This window comes from Brevundimonas sp. LjRoot202, from assembly GCF_964253355.1.
Taxonomy (GTDB): Bacteria; Pseudomonadota; Alphaproteobacteria; order Caulobacterales; family Caulobacteraceae; genus Brevundimonas.
In genome coordinates this window covers 143,648-159,684 of sequence record NZ_CAXUQW020000002.1, presented here as the reverse complement: position 1 = coordinate 159,684, position 16,037 = coordinate 143,648, and the positions used below count along the sequence as shown (strand labels likewise).

General features: G+C 69.4%; 22 protein-coding genes and 1 other RNA gene. 11 read left to right on the top strand and 12 right to left on the bottom strand.

What is annotated here, in order from left to right; genetic code table 11:
- The first annotated feature begins 90 nt into the window (after positions 1 to 90).
- Positions 91 to 1,335: a S41 family peptidase gene (locus ACSQ1L_RS05710; protein WP_435992828.1), complete on the top strand. Its 1,245-nt coding sequence runs from the start codon at positions 91 to 93 to the stop codon at positions 1,333 to 1,335.
- Here ACSQ1L_RS05710 and purT read toward each other — a convergent pair.
- The 3 genes from purT to tkt are packed head-to-tail and all read right to left on the bottom strand — an operon-like array spanning position 1,332 to position 4,879.
- Positions 1,332 to 2,525 carry a formate-dependent phosphoribosylglycinamide formyltransferase gene (gene purT, locus ACSQ1L_RS05705; protein ID WP_435992826.1) on the bottom strand — a complete coding sequence of 398 codons (1,194 nt, stop codon included), beginning with the start codon at positions 2,523 to 2,525 and terminating at the stop codon, positions 1,332 to 1,334. The genes ACSQ1L_RS05710 and purT overlap by 4 nt on opposite strands.
- 4 nt (positions 2,526 to 2,529) lie before the next feature.
- On the bottom strand, positions 2,530 to 2,925 hold the full coding sequence (locus ACSQ1L_RS05700; protein WP_435992824.1) for a VOC family protein: 396 nt from the start codon (positions 2,923 to 2,925) through the stop codon (positions 2,530 to 2,532).
- Between the two features lie 4 nt (positions 2,926 to 2,929).
- A complete protein-coding gene (tkt, locus tag ACSQ1L_RS05695) occupies positions 2,930 to 4,879 on the bottom strand; it encodes a transketolase (RefSeq protein ID WP_435993657.1) in 1,950 nt (649 codons plus the stop codon).
- Positions 4,880 to 5,021: 142 nt separating this feature from the next.
- On the opposite strand from tkt, the gene ACSQ1L_RS05690 reads away from it, so the two are divergent.
- From ACSQ1L_RS05690 to ACSQ1L_RS05660, 7 genes are all read left to right on the top strand, one after another.
- Positions 5,022 to 5,279 (top strand): hypothetical protein, encoded by a 258-nt coding sequence (locus tag ACSQ1L_RS05690; RefSeq protein WP_435992822.1) that lies wholly within the window; start codon positions 5,022 to 5,024, stop codon positions 5,277 to 5,279.
- Positions 5,279 to 5,587 carry a cell division protein ZapA gene (locus tag ACSQ1L_RS05685; protein ID WP_435992820.1) on the top strand — a complete coding sequence of 103 codons (309 nt, stop codon included), beginning with the start codon at positions 5,279 to 5,281 and terminating at the stop codon, positions 5,585 to 5,587. Before ACSQ1L_RS05690 ends, ACSQ1L_RS05685 begins: the two co-directional genes overlap by 1 nt.
- A 51-nt stretch (positions 5,588 to 5,638) precedes the next feature.
- Positions 5,639 to 5,799, top strand: a non-coding RNA gene (gene ssrS / locus ACSQ1L_RS05680) — 6S RNA.
- Positions 5,800 to 5,879: 80 nt separating this feature from the next.
- Positions 5,880 to 6,461: a 5-formyltetrahydrofolate cyclo-ligase gene (locus ACSQ1L_RS05675; RefSeq protein ID WP_435992818.1), complete on the top strand. Its 582-nt coding sequence runs from the start codon at positions 5,880 to 5,882 to the stop codon at positions 6,459 to 6,461.
- A gap of 10 nt (positions 6,462 to 6,471) precedes the next feature.
- Positions 6,472 to 7,293 carry a TIGR00282 family metallophosphoesterase gene (locus ACSQ1L_RS05670; protein ID WP_435992816.1) on the top strand — a complete coding sequence of 274 codons (822 nt, stop codon included), beginning with the start codon at positions 6,472 to 6,474 and terminating at the stop codon, positions 7,291 to 7,293.
- Between the two features lie 82 nt (positions 7,294 to 7,375).
- On the top strand, positions 7,376 to 7,780 hold the full coding sequence (locus ACSQ1L_RS05665; protein ID WP_435992814.1) for a hypothetical protein: 405 nt from the start codon (positions 7,376 to 7,378) through the stop codon (positions 7,778 to 7,780).
- 215 nt (positions 7,781 to 7,995) lie between these two features.
- A complete protein-coding gene (locus ACSQ1L_RS05660) occupies positions 7,996 to 8,859 on the top strand; it encodes an aspartyl protease family protein (RefSeq protein WP_435992813.1) in 864 nt (287 codons plus the stop codon).
- Here ACSQ1L_RS05660 and ACSQ1L_RS05655 read toward each other — a convergent pair.
- Together ACSQ1L_RS05655 and purL are read right to left on the bottom strand one after the other, a co-directional pair.
- Positions 8,825 to 9,169, bottom strand: coding sequence for a DUF305 domain-containing protein (locus tag ACSQ1L_RS05655; RefSeq protein WP_435992811.1), 345 nt, complete (start codon positions 9,167 to 9,169; stop codon positions 8,825 to 8,827). The genes ACSQ1L_RS05660 and ACSQ1L_RS05655 overlap by 35 nt on opposite strands.
- On the bottom strand, positions 9,166 to 11,385 hold the full coding sequence (gene purL / locus ACSQ1L_RS05650) for a phosphoribosylformylglycinamidine synthase subunit PurL (RefSeq protein WP_435992809.1): 2,220 nt from the start codon (positions 11,383 to 11,385) through the stop codon (positions 9,166 to 9,168). The genes ACSQ1L_RS05655 and purL overlap by 4 nt, the downstream gene beginning before the upstream one ends.
- 102 nt (positions 11,386 to 11,487) lie before the next feature.
- Here purL and ACSQ1L_RS05645 point away from each other — a divergent pair, with 102 nt between their 5' ends.
- Both ACSQ1L_RS05645 and ACSQ1L_RS05640 read left to right on the top strand, forming a co-directional pair.
- Entirely contained in the window at positions 11,488 to 11,640 is a 153-nt protein-coding gene (locus ACSQ1L_RS05645) for a hypothetical protein (protein ID WP_435992807.1), read from the top strand.
- The gene (locus ACSQ1L_RS05640; protein WP_435992805.1) at positions 11,640 to 11,882 is read left to right on the top strand and encodes a Tat pathway signal protein; all 243 of its coding nucleotides are present in this window, start codon (positions 11,640 to 11,642) and stop codon (positions 11,880 to 11,882) included. The genes ACSQ1L_RS05645 and ACSQ1L_RS05640 overlap by 1 nt, the downstream gene beginning before the upstream one ends.
- Here ACSQ1L_RS05640 and ACSQ1L_RS05635 read toward each other — a convergent pair.
- Positions 11,879 to 12,682 carry a hypothetical protein gene (locus ACSQ1L_RS05635; RefSeq protein ID WP_435992803.1) on the bottom strand — a complete coding sequence of 268 codons (804 nt, stop codon included), beginning with the start codon at positions 12,680 to 12,682 and terminating at the stop codon, positions 11,879 to 11,881. The two genes, ACSQ1L_RS05640 and ACSQ1L_RS05635, sit on opposite strands and share 4 nt — an antisense overlap.
- A gap of 112 nt (positions 12,683 to 12,794) precedes the next feature.
- On the opposite strand from ACSQ1L_RS05635, the gene ACSQ1L_RS05630 reads away from it, so the two are divergent.
- The gene (locus tag ACSQ1L_RS05630; protein WP_435992801.1) at positions 12,795 to 13,061 is read left to right on the top strand and encodes a hypothetical protein; all 267 of its coding nucleotides are present in this window, start codon (positions 12,795 to 12,797) and stop codon (positions 13,059 to 13,061) included.
- Positions 13,062 to 13,064: 3 nt separating this feature from the next.
- Here the strand turns inward: ACSQ1L_RS05630 and ACSQ1L_RS05625 are convergent, their stop codons facing one another.
- From ACSQ1L_RS05625 to purC, 6 genes are read right to left on the bottom strand one after another with little or no spacing between them, the layout of a single operon-like run.
- Entirely contained in the window at positions 13,065 to 13,610 is a 546-nt protein-coding gene (locus ACSQ1L_RS05625) for a sugar O-acetyltransferase (protein ID WP_435992799.1), read from the bottom strand.
- 34 nt (positions 13,611 to 13,644) lie between these two features.
- Entirely contained in the window at positions 13,645 to 14,307 is a 663-nt protein-coding gene (gene purQ, locus ACSQ1L_RS05620; protein ID WP_435992797.1) for a phosphoribosylformylglycinamidine synthase subunit PurQ, read from the bottom strand.
- Positions 14,308 to 14,352: 45 nt separating this feature from the next.
- Positions 14,353 to 14,832 carry a YbhB/YbcL family Raf kinase inhibitor-like protein gene (locus ACSQ1L_RS05615; protein WP_435992795.1) on the bottom strand — a complete coding sequence of 160 codons (480 nt, stop codon included), beginning with the start codon at positions 14,830 to 14,832 and terminating at the stop codon, positions 14,353 to 14,355.
- 59 nt (positions 14,833 to 14,891) lie between these two features.
- Positions 14,892 to 15,023: a hypothetical protein gene (locus tag ACSQ1L_RS05610; RefSeq protein ID WP_435992793.1), complete on the bottom strand. Its 132-nt coding sequence runs from the start codon at positions 15,021 to 15,023 to the stop codon at positions 14,892 to 14,894.
- Positions 15,020 to 15,256 (bottom strand): phosphoribosylformylglycinamidine synthase subunit PurS, encoded by a 237-nt coding sequence (gene purS, locus ACSQ1L_RS05605; RefSeq protein ID WP_435992791.1) that lies wholly within the window; start codon positions 15,254 to 15,256, stop codon positions 15,020 to 15,022. The genes ACSQ1L_RS05610 and purS overlap by 4 nt, the downstream gene beginning before the upstream one ends.
- Positions 15,256 to 16,014 (bottom strand): phosphoribosylaminoimidazolesuccinocarboxamide synthase, encoded by a 759-nt coding sequence (gene purC / locus ACSQ1L_RS05600; protein ID WP_332659453.1) that lies wholly within the window; start codon positions 16,012 to 16,014, stop codon positions 15,256 to 15,258. The genes purS and purC overlap by 1 nt, the downstream gene beginning before the upstream one ends.
- Positions 16,015 to 16,037 lie beyond the last annotated feature (23 nt).

Genomic DNA, 16,037 nt, shown 5'->3' with positions numbered 1-16,037 from the left:
TTCGTGATTTGAAGAACGGAGGTCGGCCGCCCTATCGTGGCCCCGATGAACCTCCGCCGCCTCCTTCTCCGACTGGCCGGATCAGCCGCGATGAGCCTTGCGCTCGTCGCGGCGCCGGCGCTCGCGCGCGATCCCGCCGTCGGGCCGGACGCGACGGCCGTCTCCGTCGACGCCCCGCCCCGCCCGAGCCGCGAGCGGGCGCGGATGAACCAGCGCGTCTTCGACCGCGTCTGGAGCGAGGTCCGCGGCCAGTATTATGATCCCGCCCTCCACGGCGTCGACTGGAACGGCGCCCGGCGCAGCTTCCGCCCCCGCGCTCTCGCCGCGCCCGATGACCGGACGCTTTACCGCGTGCTCGGCGAGATGCTCGCCCTGCTGGACGACGACCACGCGGGCGCCTCGGCTCCGGCCGTGGCCCGCCGCCTCGACACCATCCATGAACCCCGCGCCGCCATCGGCGTCACCCTGCGGCCCGACCCCGATCGGCCGGGCCACTATGTCGTTGAGGCGGTCCGGGAAGGCTCCCCGGCCGAGGCGGGGGGCGTGACCCCGGGATGGCGGCTGGACGCCACCGGCGCGGATGCCTGGTCTCCGGAACTGGATGTCGTCGAGGGGCAGGCGGTGACCCTGGCCTTCTCGGACCCGGAGGGGACGCGCCGCTCCCTGACCCTCACGCCCCGGATCATGCAGCCCCGCCCGTCCTTCATGGCCGACCTGTCCCGCCCGGGCGTGGCGGTGCTTCGCGTCAACGCCTTCGATCCCGGTCTCGGCGACTGGATGGGCCGGCAGCTGGCGGCCCTGCCGCCCGAGACCGATGTCGTCCTCGACCTGCGCGGCAATCCGGGCGGGCGGCTGCTCGAGGCCGACGCCGTGCTGAGCTGTTTCCTGCCGCGCGACCTGGCCTGGGCCACCCGGACCACCCGCTCGGGCCGCGCCATCGTGCTGAAGACCGCGGGCGGCTGCGGCGATCTGGAGGCTCCGGCCGCCAACGAGGTCGCCGTGCTGGTGGATTCCAACAGCCGCAGCGCCGCCGAACTCACTCCCGCCGCACTCCAGGAAGCCGGCCGCGCTGTGGTGGTCGGCGAACCGACGGCCGGGGCCGTGCTGATCTCGCAGGATACCCGCCTCCCCGACGGCGGCCGCCTCAGCCTGAGCCGCTCCGACTTCGTCACCGCCGGCGGCGTGCGGCTGGAAAAGCGCGGGGTCACGCCCGATCTGAAGGCGTCGGCCCAAGATGGGGCCGGTGGACCCGATCCCGTATTGGAGCTCGCCATCGCCGCGCTCGCGCCGCCCGCGCCCTCTCAGGCCGCGACCACGGCTGCCGCGCCGCTCTAGTCCGCGATCGGCCGGACCCTGGAGGCCGCCTCGCACGCCCGTTCCCGGGCCTGCTCGACCGTCTCGCCCCGCGCGGTCGCCACGCCCATCCGGCGGCGTTCATAGCTCTCCGGCTTCCCGAACAGGCGCAGGTCCGCCGTCGGGACCGTCAGCGCCTCCGCCACGCCCTCGAAGGCGATGCCGGTCGCCTCGACGCCGCCGTAGATCACCGCGCTGGCGCCGATGTCGCGCTGGCTGACGTCGACCGGCAGGCCGAGGATGGCGCGCGCGTGCAGGGCGAACTCGGTTTGTGTCTGGGTGGCCAGTGTCACCAGCCCGGTGTCGTGCGGCCGCGGCGACACCTCCGAGAACCAGACCTCGTCGCCCTTCACGAACAGCTCGACCCCGAACACGCCCAGCCCGCCCAAGGCATCGGTGACCTTGCCGGCGATGTCCTGCGCCGCCGCCAGCGCCGCCGGCGTCATCGCCTGCGGCTGCCAGCTCTCGACATAGTCGCCCCTGACCTGCCGATGCCCGATCGGGGCGCAGAAGTCGGTCCGCACCGACCCGTCCCTCATGGACCGCACAGTCAGCAGGGTGATCTCGAAATCGAAGTCGATCCGTCCCTCGACGATCACCGTCGCCGTCTCGACCCGGCCGCCCGACTGGGCGTAGGCCCAGGCGTCCGGAACGTCCTCCATCGTCTCGATCATCGACTGACCCTTGCCCGAGGACGACATCACCGGCTTGACGAACACCGGCAGACCGATCCGCTCCGCCGCCTCCGCCAGCTCCGCCGCGCTGCTCACGAAGGCGTAGGGCGAGGTCGGCAGGCCCAGTTCCTCCGCCGCCAGCCGCCGGATTCCCTCGCGGTTCATGGTCAGGTTGACCGCCCGCGCTGTGGGGATGATCACGGCGTGGCCGGCCGCCTCGATCTCGACCAGCACCTCGGTGGCGATGGCCTCGATCTCGGGCACGATGATGTGCGGCGCTTCGGCGGCGATCACCCCCACCAGCACCTGCGGATCGGTCATCGGAATGACGTGGCTGCGGTGCGCCACCTGCATCGCCGGGGCGTTGGGATAGCGGTCGACAGCGATCACCTCCACGCCCAGGCGCTGGAGTTCGATGGCGACTTCCTTGCCCAGTTCGCCGGCGCCCAGCAGCATGACGCGGGTGGCGCCGGGTGACAGGGGCGTGCCAATGCGCATCGGGTCAGTCTCCGGTTCGGGCGGGCTCGATCAGGTCCCAGGCGTTGCCGTACAGGTCCTCGAACACCACCACCTTGCCATAGGTCTCATGCCGCGGCGTCTCGCGGAAGCGCACCCCGGCCCCCGCCCACGTAGCGTGGTCGCGGGTCAGGTCGTCGGTCTCGAGGAAAAGCCACACGCGGCCGCCGGCCTGGTTTCCAATCGCCGCCCGCTGCTCGTCTGTCGTGGCCTTCGCCAGAAGCAGCGATGTCTGCCCGCCCTTCGGCGTCACGCGCACCCAGCGCCTGCCGCCGCCCATGTCCGCGTCCTCGCTGAGGGCGAAGCCGAGCGTCCCCACAAAGAAGCCGATCGCCTCGTCATAGTCGCGGACCAGCAGGCTGACGGCGCCGAGATGCGCCATCGGGCTAGAGCCGCGCCTTGACCGCCGCGACCACCGCCTCCGCCGTGATCCCGAACTTCTCGTACAGCACCTCGGCCGGGGCGCTGGCTCCGAAGCCGGTCATGCCGACGAAGCCGCCGTCCTCGCCGATGAACCGCTCCCAGCCCTGCTGGATAGCCGCCTCGACCGCGACCCGCACCGTGCCGCGACCCAGCACCGACGCCTGGTAGGCGGCGTCCTGCTGGAAGAACAGCTCGAAACAGGGGACCGACACCACGCGCGTGGGCGTGCCTTCCGCCTCGAGCGTCTCCGCCGCCTTCAGAGCCAGCGGCACCTCGGTGCCCGTGGCGAACAGGGTCGCCTTTGCCTTGCCGCTCGCGGCCTTCAGCTCATAGGCGCCGCGCGCCGACAGGTTCTCCGACGCAGCCGCGGTGCGCACCGCCGCCGTCTTCTGCCGCGACAGGGCCAGCGCCGACGGCGCGGTCTTGTGCTCCAGCGCCAGACGCCAGCACTCCATCGCCTCGACCGTGTCGGCCGGGCGGAACACCAGCAGGTTGGGAATCGCCCGCAGCGCCGCCAGATGCTCGACCGGCTGGTGCGTCGGCCCGTCCTCGCCCAGGCCGATGCTGTCGTGGGTCAGCACATGGATGGCCCGCACGCCCATCAGGGCGCCGAGGCGGATGGCCGGACGGCTGTAGTCCGAGAACACCATGAAGGTGCCGCCGTAAGGGATGACGCCGCCATGGAGAGCCATGCCGTTCATCGCCGCGGCCATGCCGAATTCGCGGATGCCCCAGTTGACGTAGCGGCCCTCATACGTCGGCGCGTCGAAAATCGGCGTGCCCTTGACGAAGGTGTTGTTCGATCCGGTCAGGTCGGCGGAGCCGCCGATCAGTTCCGGCACGGCGGCGAACAGCTCGTCCAGCGCGGCGCCCGAGGACTGGCGCGTAGCTTGTGCGGGCCTGGTTTCGACCAGTTCGGCGATCTTCGCGTCCAGCTTGGCGAACGCGCCCTCCGGCAGGTCGCCGCTCATGGCGCGGGTGAAGTCGGCGGCCTGCGACGAAGCCGCCAGCCGGGCCTCCCACGCCTTGCGGTCGCGGACGCCGCGCTTGCCGACCTTCTTCCACGCCTTGTCGACCGCCTCGGGCAGTTCGAACGGCTCATGCGTCCACGACAGGCCCAGACGCGTTGCGGCGATCTCGGCCGCGCCCAGCGCCGCCCCGTGCGTCTTGTGGCTGCCTTCCATGGTCGCCGCGCCGCGGCCGATCTTGGTCTTGCATGCGATCAGCGTCGGCTTGTCCTGCCGCGTCGCCCACTTCAGCGCCGCCTTGATCTGTCCCATGTCATGGCCGTCGATCGCCCTGACGACCCACCCGGCCGCCTTGAAGCGCGCCTTCTGGTCGGTCGCGTCCGACAGCGAGACCGCCCCGTCGATGGTGATCGAATTGTCGTCCCACAGCACCGTCAGCTTGTTCAGTTTGTAGCGTCCCGCCAGCGTGATCGCCTCCTGCGACACGCCTTCCATCAGACAGCCGTCGCCGGCGATCACCCAGGTGCGGTGGTCGACCAGGTCGGATCCGTATTTCGCCGCCAGATGCCGCTCGGCTATGGCGAAACCGACCGAGTTGGCCAGTCCCTGTCCCAGCGGGCCGGTGGTGGTCTCGACGCCGGGCATGTGGCCGAACTCGGGGTGGCCGGCGGTCTTCGAGCCCCACTGGCGGAAGTTGGACAGCTCCTCCTTGGTCGCCGCCTTGTAGCCGGTCAGGTGCAGCAGGGCGTAGATCAGCATCGAGCCGTGGCCCGCCGACAGGATGAAGCGATCGCGGTCGGCCCAATCGGGGCGGCTGGCGTCAAACTTCAGGAATTTCGAGAACAGCACCGTCGCCACGTCGGCCATGCCCATCGGCATGCCGGGGTGGCCGCTCTTCGCCTTCTCGACGCCGTCCATGGCCAGGACGCGAATGGCGTCCGCCATCTGCTTCGGCGTGGCTTTTTCGGATACGGTTTTAGCGTCGGTCACGGGCGGACCTTTCGTCGGAAGGCGGAAAAAGGGAGGCGCGCCGCTTTACCCCGACGCGCCAGCGGGTTCTATACGGATTCTGGAGGATGTGACCTGTATGGACGCTGCATCGGCCGCCAAGGACCGGGTTGATCGCGCTCTGGCGCTGCTCGAACGCCGCCTGCTCGACCTGAAAAGCCGCGCCGGCGCCGCCGGCCGGGCCCCGGACGACGACCTGTTCGCGCCCCAGCCGTCCAGCGAAACCGACCGCGCCCGCATCCACGACCTCGAATCCGCCGGCCGCGACGCCGCCGAGGTGCTGGCCCGCGCCGCTGACGCCATCCGCGACAGTCTCGCCGAACAGGAGGCGCGCTGATGGCGACCGTGACGGTCGAGATCAACGGCCGCCCCTACGCCGTCGGCTGTGCCGACGGGCAGGAGGAGCGCGTCCGCATCCTCGCCAAACAGTTCGACGGCCATGTCCGCCAGGTCGCCGGCGAAGTCGGCCACGTCGGCGACATCCGCCTGTTCCTGATGGCCGGTCTGATGCTGGCTGACGAACTGCACGAGGCCCGGCTGAACGGCGGGGCGCCGGCCGCCGACGCTGCGCCCACGACCGACGGGGTCGCTGAAGCCCTCAACGCCGTCGCCGCCCGCCTCGAGAAGATCGCCCAGGGACTTTGAAGCCCCGCCATTGTTCCGCCCCGGCGGAGCGACTATCTTGCTCGACGGCGGGTCTTGCTGCGGCCCTCGTCGAAGGCAACATTTCCTCGCGACCTTAATTCACTCGAAGGGATCTGTCCCTGTTTGGGCTCGAGGGCCCGGGCACACGGAGCCCACCTGGCTACCCAGGTCGAGAGGATTTAAACGCCCTTCACGGTTCTTGCGGCGCCGCCACCTTTCTCCCTTCAGTGCGCTATCGCTCTCGACGCGGTCGCTCGCCGCTTGAGCGGGGGCTGGTGGAGCGCTACCGGTCGTGCGCGTGCCCGACGCGGTCTCCGGCGGCTTTTCCATGATCGACAAGCACGAACTTCGGGCAGCCATGCGGGCGACCCGCAAGCGTCTGGCCGGCCTGGACCCGGAGGCGTCGCTCAGGGCGGCGGAGCACGCGGGCGATCTGCCGCCGGGCGAGATCGTCGCCGTCTACCGCGCCATCGGCTCCGAGATCGACGCCGACGCGCTTTCCATGACGCTGGGCCGCTTCCGCCGTCGGTTGTGCCTGCCGGTGGTGATCGAGCGCGACGCTCCGATGATCTTCCGCCACTGGTCCCCGGGCGAGCCGCTCGAGCTCGACGAGGCGGGGGTGCCGGCGCCCTTCCCGCTGGCCGCCACGGTCACGCCCGACCTGATCATCACGCCGCTACTGGCCTTCGACGCGGCGGGCGGTCGGCTGGGGCAGGGGGGCGGCTACTACGACCGGACCTTCGCGGCCCTGCCGGACGCGCGCCGGATCGGTTTCGCCTACGCGGGACAGGAACTCGAAAATCTGGCGCTCGAAGCACACGATATCCGCCTGCATGGCGTTCTGACCGAGAGGGGCTATAGAGCCGTCCCATGAGGCAGATCGTATGAGACTGGCGTTCTTCGGCGACGTGGTGGGCAAGTCCGGCCGCGACGGTCTCAGCGACCACCTGCCGGCGCTCAAGCGCGACCTGAAGCTCGACTTCGTGGTGGTCAACGCCGAGAACGCCGCCGGCGGCTTCGGCATCACCGAGAACACCGCCCGCGAACTGTTCATGGCCGGGGCCGACTGCCTGACGCTGGGCAACCACAGCTGGGACCAGCGCGAGGCCCTGACCTATATCGTGCGCGAGCCGCGCCTGATCCGGCCGCTCAACTACCCGCGCCTGATGGACGCTCCCGGCGCAGGCGCCAATCTGTTCGAGACCCATTCCGGCAAGACCGTTCTGGTCATGAACGCGCTGGGCCGCATCCACATGGACGCGGTCGACGACCCGTTCGGCGCGGTCGAGAAGGAACTGGCCGCCTGTCCGCTGGGCGCGGTCGCCGACGCGATCATCGTCGACATGCACTGCGAGGCCACCTCCGAGAAGATGGCCATGGGCCATTTCTGCGACGGCCGGGCCAGCCTCGTGGTCGGCACCCACACCCATGTCCCGACCGCCGACTGCCAGATCCTGACCGGCGGCACCGCCTACCAGACCGACGCCGGCGCCTGCGCCGACTACGACAGCGTCATCGGCAACGAGAAGGAAGAACCCCTGCGGCGCTTCACCACCCGCCTGTCCGGCGGCCGCTACACGCCGGCCCACGGCCCGGCGACGATTTGCGGCGTCTATGTCGAGACCGACGACAAGACCGGACTGGCCACGCGGGTCGAGCCGATCCGGGTGGGGGGGCGATTGAGGCAGACCGTGCCCTCGGTTTAGGGGCCCAAGGCCCCGGCTGCCCCATTGACCCAGACAAGGTGCTCTGAACATCTTTTCGCATGGCTAGTCGGGGGAGGGCTCCATGGTGCCGGTGCAAGTTGTCGAGGAGCCGCATGGCCGGTTGCCCAGCTATATGCTTGCCGAGGGGCTTGAACCGACAGCAAACCTCGTGCTTCAGGGCATATTCTGGCTGACCTTAACGATCTCGGTGGTTGTTTTGGCTGACCTCATTATGCGGGGTCGCTTCAGGAATATCTCATTGACCTTGGCGCGGATGCTGGCGGCTTTCGGGCCGTTACTGGGCGTCTATGGCGCCGCGAAGATTCTGATGAATGTGTCGCTGGATTTAAATCGCACATACATAGATCCTGGGACGGTCGGTCAATCCGCCCTTCTGGTCGCAGTGGGTGCGTTGTGCGGTTGCATCGGGGTGGTGCTCGCCGCGGTGCTCATGATCGTTCCGGTGAGGCGCAGAGGTCTCCCGTAGAGACGCTCGATCAGTCCAACGCCCTTACGCGTTAGCGCCGGTTCCGCGGGGTCAGTCCGGCCGACGTCTCACCTGCTCGACGCCGGCTCCCACGCCTGCATCTCCGCGATCTCGCGGGTCGAGCTGACCGGCCGGCGACGCGCTACCCGTTACCGCCAATTAACGAGCCGGGGCCGCGAGGACTGCTAGGTTCGGCGCCACAGGAGGAGCTTCCCATGGTCATTCGTTTCAGCACCGTCCTCGCCGCCGCCCTGGCGCTTTCCACCGCCGCGACAGCGCAGACCGCGCCGCGCACGGTCCTCCTCGGCGACTACTTCGGCATCCGGACGGTCGAGGTGACCGTCGCTGGCGAGACCGGACAATTCCTGTTCGACACGGGCGGCGGCGTCAGCGTCATCAGCCCGGCCTTGGCGGAGAAGGCGGGCTGTACGCCGTTCGCCCAGATCACCGGCTTTCGCCTGTCCGGCGAGCGTCTGACCATGCCGCGCTGCGACGATCTGGCGATCACTGCCGGGGGGGAGGCGTTGACCGTTCCCAGCGCGGGCGTGTTCGACCTCACCTCGCTGCTTCCGCCCGAGGCTCCGCGGATCGAGGGGCTGATCGCTCTTGATGTCCTCGCGGACCGACCCTTCACCCTGGAGCTGGGAGCCGGACGGCTGACCTTCGAGACGCCGGGCTCGCTCGCGGCGCGGATCGCGACGGCGGTCGAACTCCCGGTCCGGTTTCACCGCCAAGCGGGCGGCATCAGCCTGACGGTCATGGCGCGCGTGCCGACGGCGCAAGGCGACCTGTGGATGCAACTGGATTCAGGCAGCGACGGCGCGCTTCAGGTCGCCAGGACCTCGGCCGGACCCCTGGGGCTCGCCGCTGACGTCGAGCGGCAGCCCCTCCATCTGAAGCTGACCGGCGCCGATGGGCGCGAGGTCGCCGCCCATGTCGAGGCGCGCGTCCGCGACATGATCATCGACGGCAATATCGGGCTTCCGGTGATGAAGGACTGGATCATGACCTTCGACCTCGCCGAAGGCCGGCTGTGGGTTCAACCTACGCCGCCGGCTTCCACGACTGGAGCTCGGTGATCTCGCGCGTGCGCTTGTCGATCTCCGCCTGGGCCAGCCGGCGGATTTCCGGATCGTCCGATCGGGCCAGGGCGTCGACCGCCATCTTCACGGCTGCGCGGTGGTGCTCGATCATGCCGGCGACATAGGCCGCGTCGCCCGTGGTGTCCCGCCCGGCGACGGGCGCGGCCGGAGCACGGGTCGAGCCCTCCTTGACCGCCGCCGCCTGACGGGCCGCCGACGCGTCCCTGAGCGCCATCTGCACCGGGTCGCCGCCCTCCGAGCAGGCCGCGACGGCGACAAGCGCGGCGGCGAGCGCGAACCGCTTCATCCGTGGACGCCTTCGATCCACTCCGGCAGCCAGCGCTCGTGCATCTCGCGCAGGTGTTCGAGCGGCAGGCGGAACAGATCGCCGTCCGGCCCGCCCGAGGCGAAGTCGCGTCCCTTGGCGCGGCCCACGACGCTGGCGTGCACGCCCGCCGCCTGCGCCGCCGCGATGATCTCCGTCGCGTCCGGCACGGCGACCAGATACCGCGCCTGATCCTCGCCGAAGAGCAGGATGTGGGCGTGGGTCGCCGAGCTCGCGTCCAGCTCGACGCCGACGTCCGAGGCCAGCGCGAGGTCCGCCGCCGCGCCGATCAGGCCGCCATCCGACAGGTCGTGCACCACGGTCAGGGCGCCCGCCTCGATCTGGGCGCGGACGAAGTCGCCCGTCTTGCGCTCCAGCATCAGGTCCACCGACGGCGGAGCACCGTCCTCGCGGCCCAGCACCTCGCGCAGATAGATCGACGAGCCCAGCTCGCCGACCGTCTCGCCGATCAGCACCAGCACGTCGCCCTCGTTCATGCCGCCGAAGCCGGTGACCACGTCATAGTTGGTCAGCAGGCCGACTGCGCCCACCGTCGGGGTCGGCGGAATGGCCGCGCCATTGGTCTCGTTGTAGAGGCTGACGTTGCCGCTCACGACCGGGAAGTCCAGCACCTGGCAGGCTTCCGCCATGCCGTCGATCGCGCGGACGATCTGGCCCATGATCTCGGGCCGCTGCGGATTGCCGAAATTCAGGTTGTCGGTGATGGCGATCGGTCGCGAACCGACCGCTGTCAGGTTGCGCCACGCCTCGGCCACCGCCTGCTTGCCGCCTTCGTAGGGGTCGGCCTGCACATAGCGCGGCGTGCAGTCCGAGGTCATGGCCAGACCCTTGTCCGTCCCGTGCACCCGGACCACGCCGGCGTCGGCCCCGGTCGAGGAGTCCTGCAGGGTGTCGGCCATGACGTGGCGGTCGTACTGCTCCCAGAGCCAGCGCTTGGAGGCCATGTCGGGGCAGGTCAGAACCTTGATCACCGCATCGACCCAGCTGTCCGGCGCCGGGACTTCCTTCGGGTCGAGGCGCGGCTGCAGCTCGGGCTGGACCCAGGGCCGGTCGTACAGCGGCGCGTCGTCGAACAGCGGGGCCAGCGGCACGTCGCACACCGTCTCGCCGTGATGCTTCAGCACCAGTCGACCGGTGTCGGTGGTCACGCCGATGACGGCGGCGTCCAGCCCCCACTTCTCGAAGATGCGGTAGCCGTCCTGTTCGCGGCCCGGCTTCAGCACCGCCAGCATCCGCTCCTGGCTCTCCGACAGCATCATCTCATAGGCCGTCATGCCCTCTTCGCGCTGGGGCACGGCGTCCATATTCAGCTCGATGCCGACGCCGCCCTTGCCGGCCATCTCGACCGAGGACGAGGTCAGGCCCGCCGCGCCCATGTCCTGGATCGCCGCCACCGCGCCCGAGGCCATCAGCTCCAGCGTCGCCTCGATCAGCAGCTTCTCGGCGAAGGGATCGCCGACCTGCACGGTCGGACGCTTCTCGTCCGAATCCTCGTCGAACTCGGCCGAGGCCATGGTCGCGCCGTGGATGCCGTCGCGTCCCGTCTTCGAGCCGAAATAGACCACCGACAGGCCCGGCGCCGGGGCGGCCGAGTAGAACAGGCTGTCCGCCCGCGCCACGCCCACGCACATGGCGTTGACCAGGATGTTGCCGTTGTAGCCGGCGTGGAAATTGGTCTCGCCGCCCACGGTCGGCACCCCGACGCAGTTGCCGTAGCCGCCGATGCCCGAGACCACGCCCTTGACCAGCCGTTTGGTCTTCTCATGCGAGGGATCGCCGAAGCGCAGGGCGTTCAGCAGGGCCACCGGCCGCGCCCCCATGGTGAAGACGTCGCGCATGATGCCGCCCACGCCGGTCGCCGCGCCCTGATAGGGCTCGATGTAGGACGGGTGGTTGTGGCTCTCCATCTTGAAGATGCAGGCGTCGCCGTCGTCGATGTCGATGACCCCGGCGTTCTCGCCCGGCCCGCAGATCACCCGCGGTCCCTTGGTCGGGAATTTGCCGAGGTGGATCTTCGACGACTTGTACGAGCAGTGCTCGGACCACATCACCGAGAACACGCCCAGTTCGACGTTGTTGGGTTCGCGCCCCAGCCGGTCGAGGACGACCTGATATTCGTTGGGGGCCAGGCCGTATTCGGCGGCCAGTTCGGCCATGGTCTTCTGCGGAGCGCTCATGGCCGCGCCTTCTAGCCGCAGAAGGGGCGCCTGTCAGCCGTCCGTGGCGGAACATCGTCGCCGGACCGCCATTGAGTCCGGGTGAAGCCAACGGAGGCCATCATGACCGACCAGCCTGTCGACCCCGCCGCCACGCCCGAGGACCCGAACGCGCCCGAGATCGCCGCCGACGACGCGGGGGCCAGCGCGGCCGCCGAACGCGCCTCGAAACAGGCGGCCAACGACGATCATGAGCTCCACGAGGAGGGCGCCTGATGGCCCGGACCGGCAAAGAAACCACGCCGACACCGCCCGACCACCAGCAGATGGACCGCTCCAACGACCCCGAGGTCACCCGGGCCATGGACGCGGCCGCTCCCGAACTGGCCATGACCAGCCGGCGTCAGCGCCTGACCGGCTCGGCAGTCGGCGTCGGCAGCGTCGGCTTCGATGAGAACGGCGCCTTCGATGTCGGCGAACCCGACCGCGACCCGCGCGAGACTCCCGAAGCGGACTAGTCGGCGGTCGCCCGTTCGACGCCCGGGCGCAGCCGGAACGTCAGGATGACGGCCCCGACCAGCACCGCCACGGCGGTGGCCAGGGCGACATAGGCCAGTGGCCCGTTCCGCTCCTGCTCGGCCACGAATGCGCCCAGCAGACCCCAGGCGATGGGGAGGGCGTAGGCCAGCATGCGGATGCTCGCCGTCACCCCCACAGCGACCAGCGCCACGACCACGATAGCGAGAATCGCCCAGGCGGTTGGGCTCAACACGGTCGGCAGGGCCCCGTTGCCCGTCGCAACGGTCAGCAGGTTCAGCGGCGCGGCCACGGTCAGCCATCCCGCCAGCAGGCCCAGCGGCCAGACCACCAGCCAACGGTCCCGCTCCGTGCGGCCCAGCGCCCGGATGGCGCCGGCGTTGTGGAGCAGCGGCAGCAGCAGCACGACCAGCGAAGCGAAGATCAATACGACGGTCGCCGCCTCCCAGTCGAAGGCGGCGGCCACGACCCACCAGCCGATCCCGAGAAAGGCCGCGGCCGAGGGCCAGCCGAAGCGATGGATCAGCAGGCTCTCACCCGTCTGTCGCAACGCCTGCCGAACGGCATAGGCGAGGATCGCCACATAGATCAGCCCCCAGATCGAGAAGGCGTAGCCGGCCACCTTTAGCGTCGCGTCGCTGTCGGCCGAGAACTCCGCCGGCGTCTGGCCCCAGCCCATCAGCATCTGCGCCTGGGCGACGGCCACGGCGAACACCGCGCAGGCCAGCACGATCAGCCGGCGGGTGATCTGGGCGGGGGTGGCGCGTTCGATCGCGGACATGCGGGCTCCTGCAAGCGGGGCGGTGACTGTCTTTACGCGCCGGGCGGGCGTTGGTTCACCGGCCCGGAACTCTGCGGTGCGGGCGGGGGTTCTCTCCGCAAAGGAGACTGTCATGGCCGACGAACCCGCCCGCCCCAAGGAAAGCCCCAACTTCGAGACCGACACGGTCCAGGCGGACCGCGCCCGCGAGCAGGGGCTGGGCTTCGGCGAACGCGAGCTGAACGCCCAGCGCGACCCGGGCGGTGTCCGCACCGCCGACGAGGATCCGACCTTTGAGGACGGCGCCTCTCTCAACGCCGACGATGACGATGCGCTGGACCAGTCGATCGGCGTTCAGGGTTCGGCGGACGGAGAGCAGCGTCGCGCCGACGACGTCTAGCCGTCAGACCTTCACCCGCGCCGGATTGCCCATGGCCGTCGCCCCGGCCGGCACGTCGCGGGTGACCACGGCTCCTGCCCCGATGACGGCGTCGTCGCCGATCGTCACGCCCGGAAGGATCAGCGCTCCGCCGCCGATCCAGACGTTGCGGCCGATGACGATGGGTCGCCCGAATTCGATCCCGGCGGCGCGTTCGGCCGGGTCGCGTGGATGGTCCGCGGTGAGGATCTGCACCCCCGGCCCGATCTGGGTCTGATCGCCGATGGCGACCTCGCAGACATCGAGGACGATGCAGTTGAAGTTCAGGAACACGCCCCGGCCAAGCCGGATATTGTAGCCGTAGTCGCAGTGAAACGGCGGGCGGATCACCGCGCCTTCGCCGACCTCGCCCAGCCTTTGCCGCAACAGGTCGCGCCGCTCCGCCGGGGTCGAGGCCAGCGACGCGTTGTAGTGCGCCATCCACTGTTTGGCGCTGGCCTGATCGGCCTGAAGCTCCGGGTCGCCCGGTTCGTACGGCAGGCCCGAGACCATCTTCTGGCGTTCGCTCATGGGCATGGCCGTCGTTCTCCGGCGGTCGCGCGGCTCAGGCGGCGGCGAACACGCTCCGGAACAGGGTCGCGCCGTCGGCGGAGCCCAGTTCTTCCTCGAACGAGCGGTCCGGGTGGGGCATCAGGCCCAGCACGTTGCCGCGTGCGTTCTGGATGCCGGCGATGTCGTCGACCGAGCCGTTGGGGTTGTCGACATAGCGGAACACCACCTGGCCCTCGCCCTCGAGGCGCGCCAGCGTCTCGGCGTCGCAGAAGTAGTTCCCGTCGCCGTTGCCCTGGGTCATCACCACCTCGCGCTGGCCCTGATAGCCGGCGGTGAAGCGGGTCTGGCCGTTGGCGACGGTCAGGCTGATCGGCTTACAGACGTATTTCAGTCCGGCGTTCTTCAGCAGCGCGCCCGGCAGCATCCCGGCCTCGCACAGGATCTGGAAGCCGTTGCAGATGCCGACCACGGCCACGCCCTTGTCAGCCGCCTGTTTGACCGCCTGCATGACGGGCGACAGCGCGGCCATGGCCCCGCAGCGCAGGTAGTCGCCATAGGAGAAGCCGCCGGGCAGCACGATCAGGTCGAGCCCCGACGGGAGTTCCGTCTCCTGATGCCAGACCATGTCGACGGTTTCGCCCGTCGAGCGTTCGATCGCGACCTTGCAGTCGCGGTCGCAGTTGGACCCCGGGAAGACGATGACGGCTGCGCTCATGGGCGCGCCTCTAGCACCGTTCGAAGGCGATGTCAGGGCGCCGGTTCAGCCCAGGCCCGTGTTCTCGTAGCTGGCCGTGATCGAAGCCTTGGCCAGGGTATGGAAATGCAGGTTGAAGCCGAACACCGCGCCCGAATTGTCCGGCGTCACGTCCAGCTTGTCGGTGTCCACGGCGAAGACGGTGAAGATATAGCGATGCGGCCCGTGGCCCGGCGGCGGCGCGGCCCCGCCGAAGCCGGGCTCGCCGTAGTCGGTGCGGCCCTCGACCGCGCCCGGCGGCAGGCCGTCCGGGGACGCCCCGGCCCTCAACTGCGTCACGTCGGCGGGAATATTGGCCACCGTCCAGTGCCAGAAGCCCGACCCGGTCGGCGCGTCCGGGTCGTAGCAGGTGACGGCGTAGCTCTTCGTCCCCTCCGGCGCGCCTGACCATTGCAGATGCGGCGAGGTGTCGCCCTTCGCCTTGACCTGCGCGTCGGGCAGCACGCCCTCATCGGTGATGTCGTTCGAGGTGAGGGTGAAGGTCACGTCGCGTCCTCCTGCGGGGTACGTCGCATCCTAACGCAGCAGCGCACCGCGAGTCGCCCCTAGTGCGCCGCGCCCACCGCCGCCGGCGTGAAGGCGCTGTCGTCCATCAGTCCGCCGGCCAGCGCCGCGGCGAACACGAGGCACCCCGCCAGCACCAGAAGGACGACGACCAGCTTCAGGCCCCGCTTCACGCGATCTCGACGCGGTAGCTTTCGATCACCGTGTTGGCGAGCAGGGTCTCGCACATCTTCTTCGCTTCGGCGGCCGGATCGGCGACGCCGTCCAGATCGAACTCGATCAGCTTGCCGACGCGGGCGTGGGCGACGCCGGGCCAACCCAGTCCGTGCAGGGCGCCTTCGACGGCCTTGCCCTGGACGTCCAGCACGCCCGGCTTCAGGAACACGTGAACCTTCACCTTGGCCATTAGTGCAGTCCCCCCTGAATCACGGTCGGCATGTCCTTCATGATGCCCAGCCGGCGCGCCACTTCGGTATAGCTCTCGATGACGTTGCCGAGATCGCGGCGGAAGCGGTCCTTGTCCAGCTTCTCACCCGTATTGGTGTCCCACAGGCGGCAGCTGTCCGGGCTGATCTCGTCGGCCAGGATGACGCGGCTGAAGTCGTTCTCCCAGATGCGGCCGAACTCGATCTTGAAGTCCACCAGGGTGATGCCGACCGCGCCGAACATGCCGGACAGGTAGTCGTTGACCCGCACCGTCATGGCGAGGATGTCGTCCAGTTCCTGGGTGGTCGCCCAGTTGAAGGCGGTGATGTGCTCCTCGGTCACCATCGGATCGTTGAGCTCGTCCTTCTTGAGGTAGAATTCGATGATCGAGCGGGGCAGGGGCGTGCCCTCGTCGATGCCCAGCCGCTGGCTCATCGAGCCCGCCACTACGTTGCGGCACACCACTTCAAGCGGGATGATCTCGACCTCGCGGATCAGCTGCTCGCGCAGGTTCAGCCGCTTGATGAAGTGGTTGGTCACGCCGATCCCGTTCAGGCGCGACATGACGAACTCGCTGATGCGGTTGTTGATGACGCCCTTGCCCTCGAGCTGGGCCTTCTTCTCGCCGTTGAAGGCGGTGGCGTCGTCCTTGAAGTACTGGATCAGGGTGCCCGGCTCGGGTCCTTCATACAGAATCTTGGCCTTGCCCTCGTAGAGCTTCTTGCGCTTGACGTTCATCATCGTGGGTCCGGGCGGGGCCT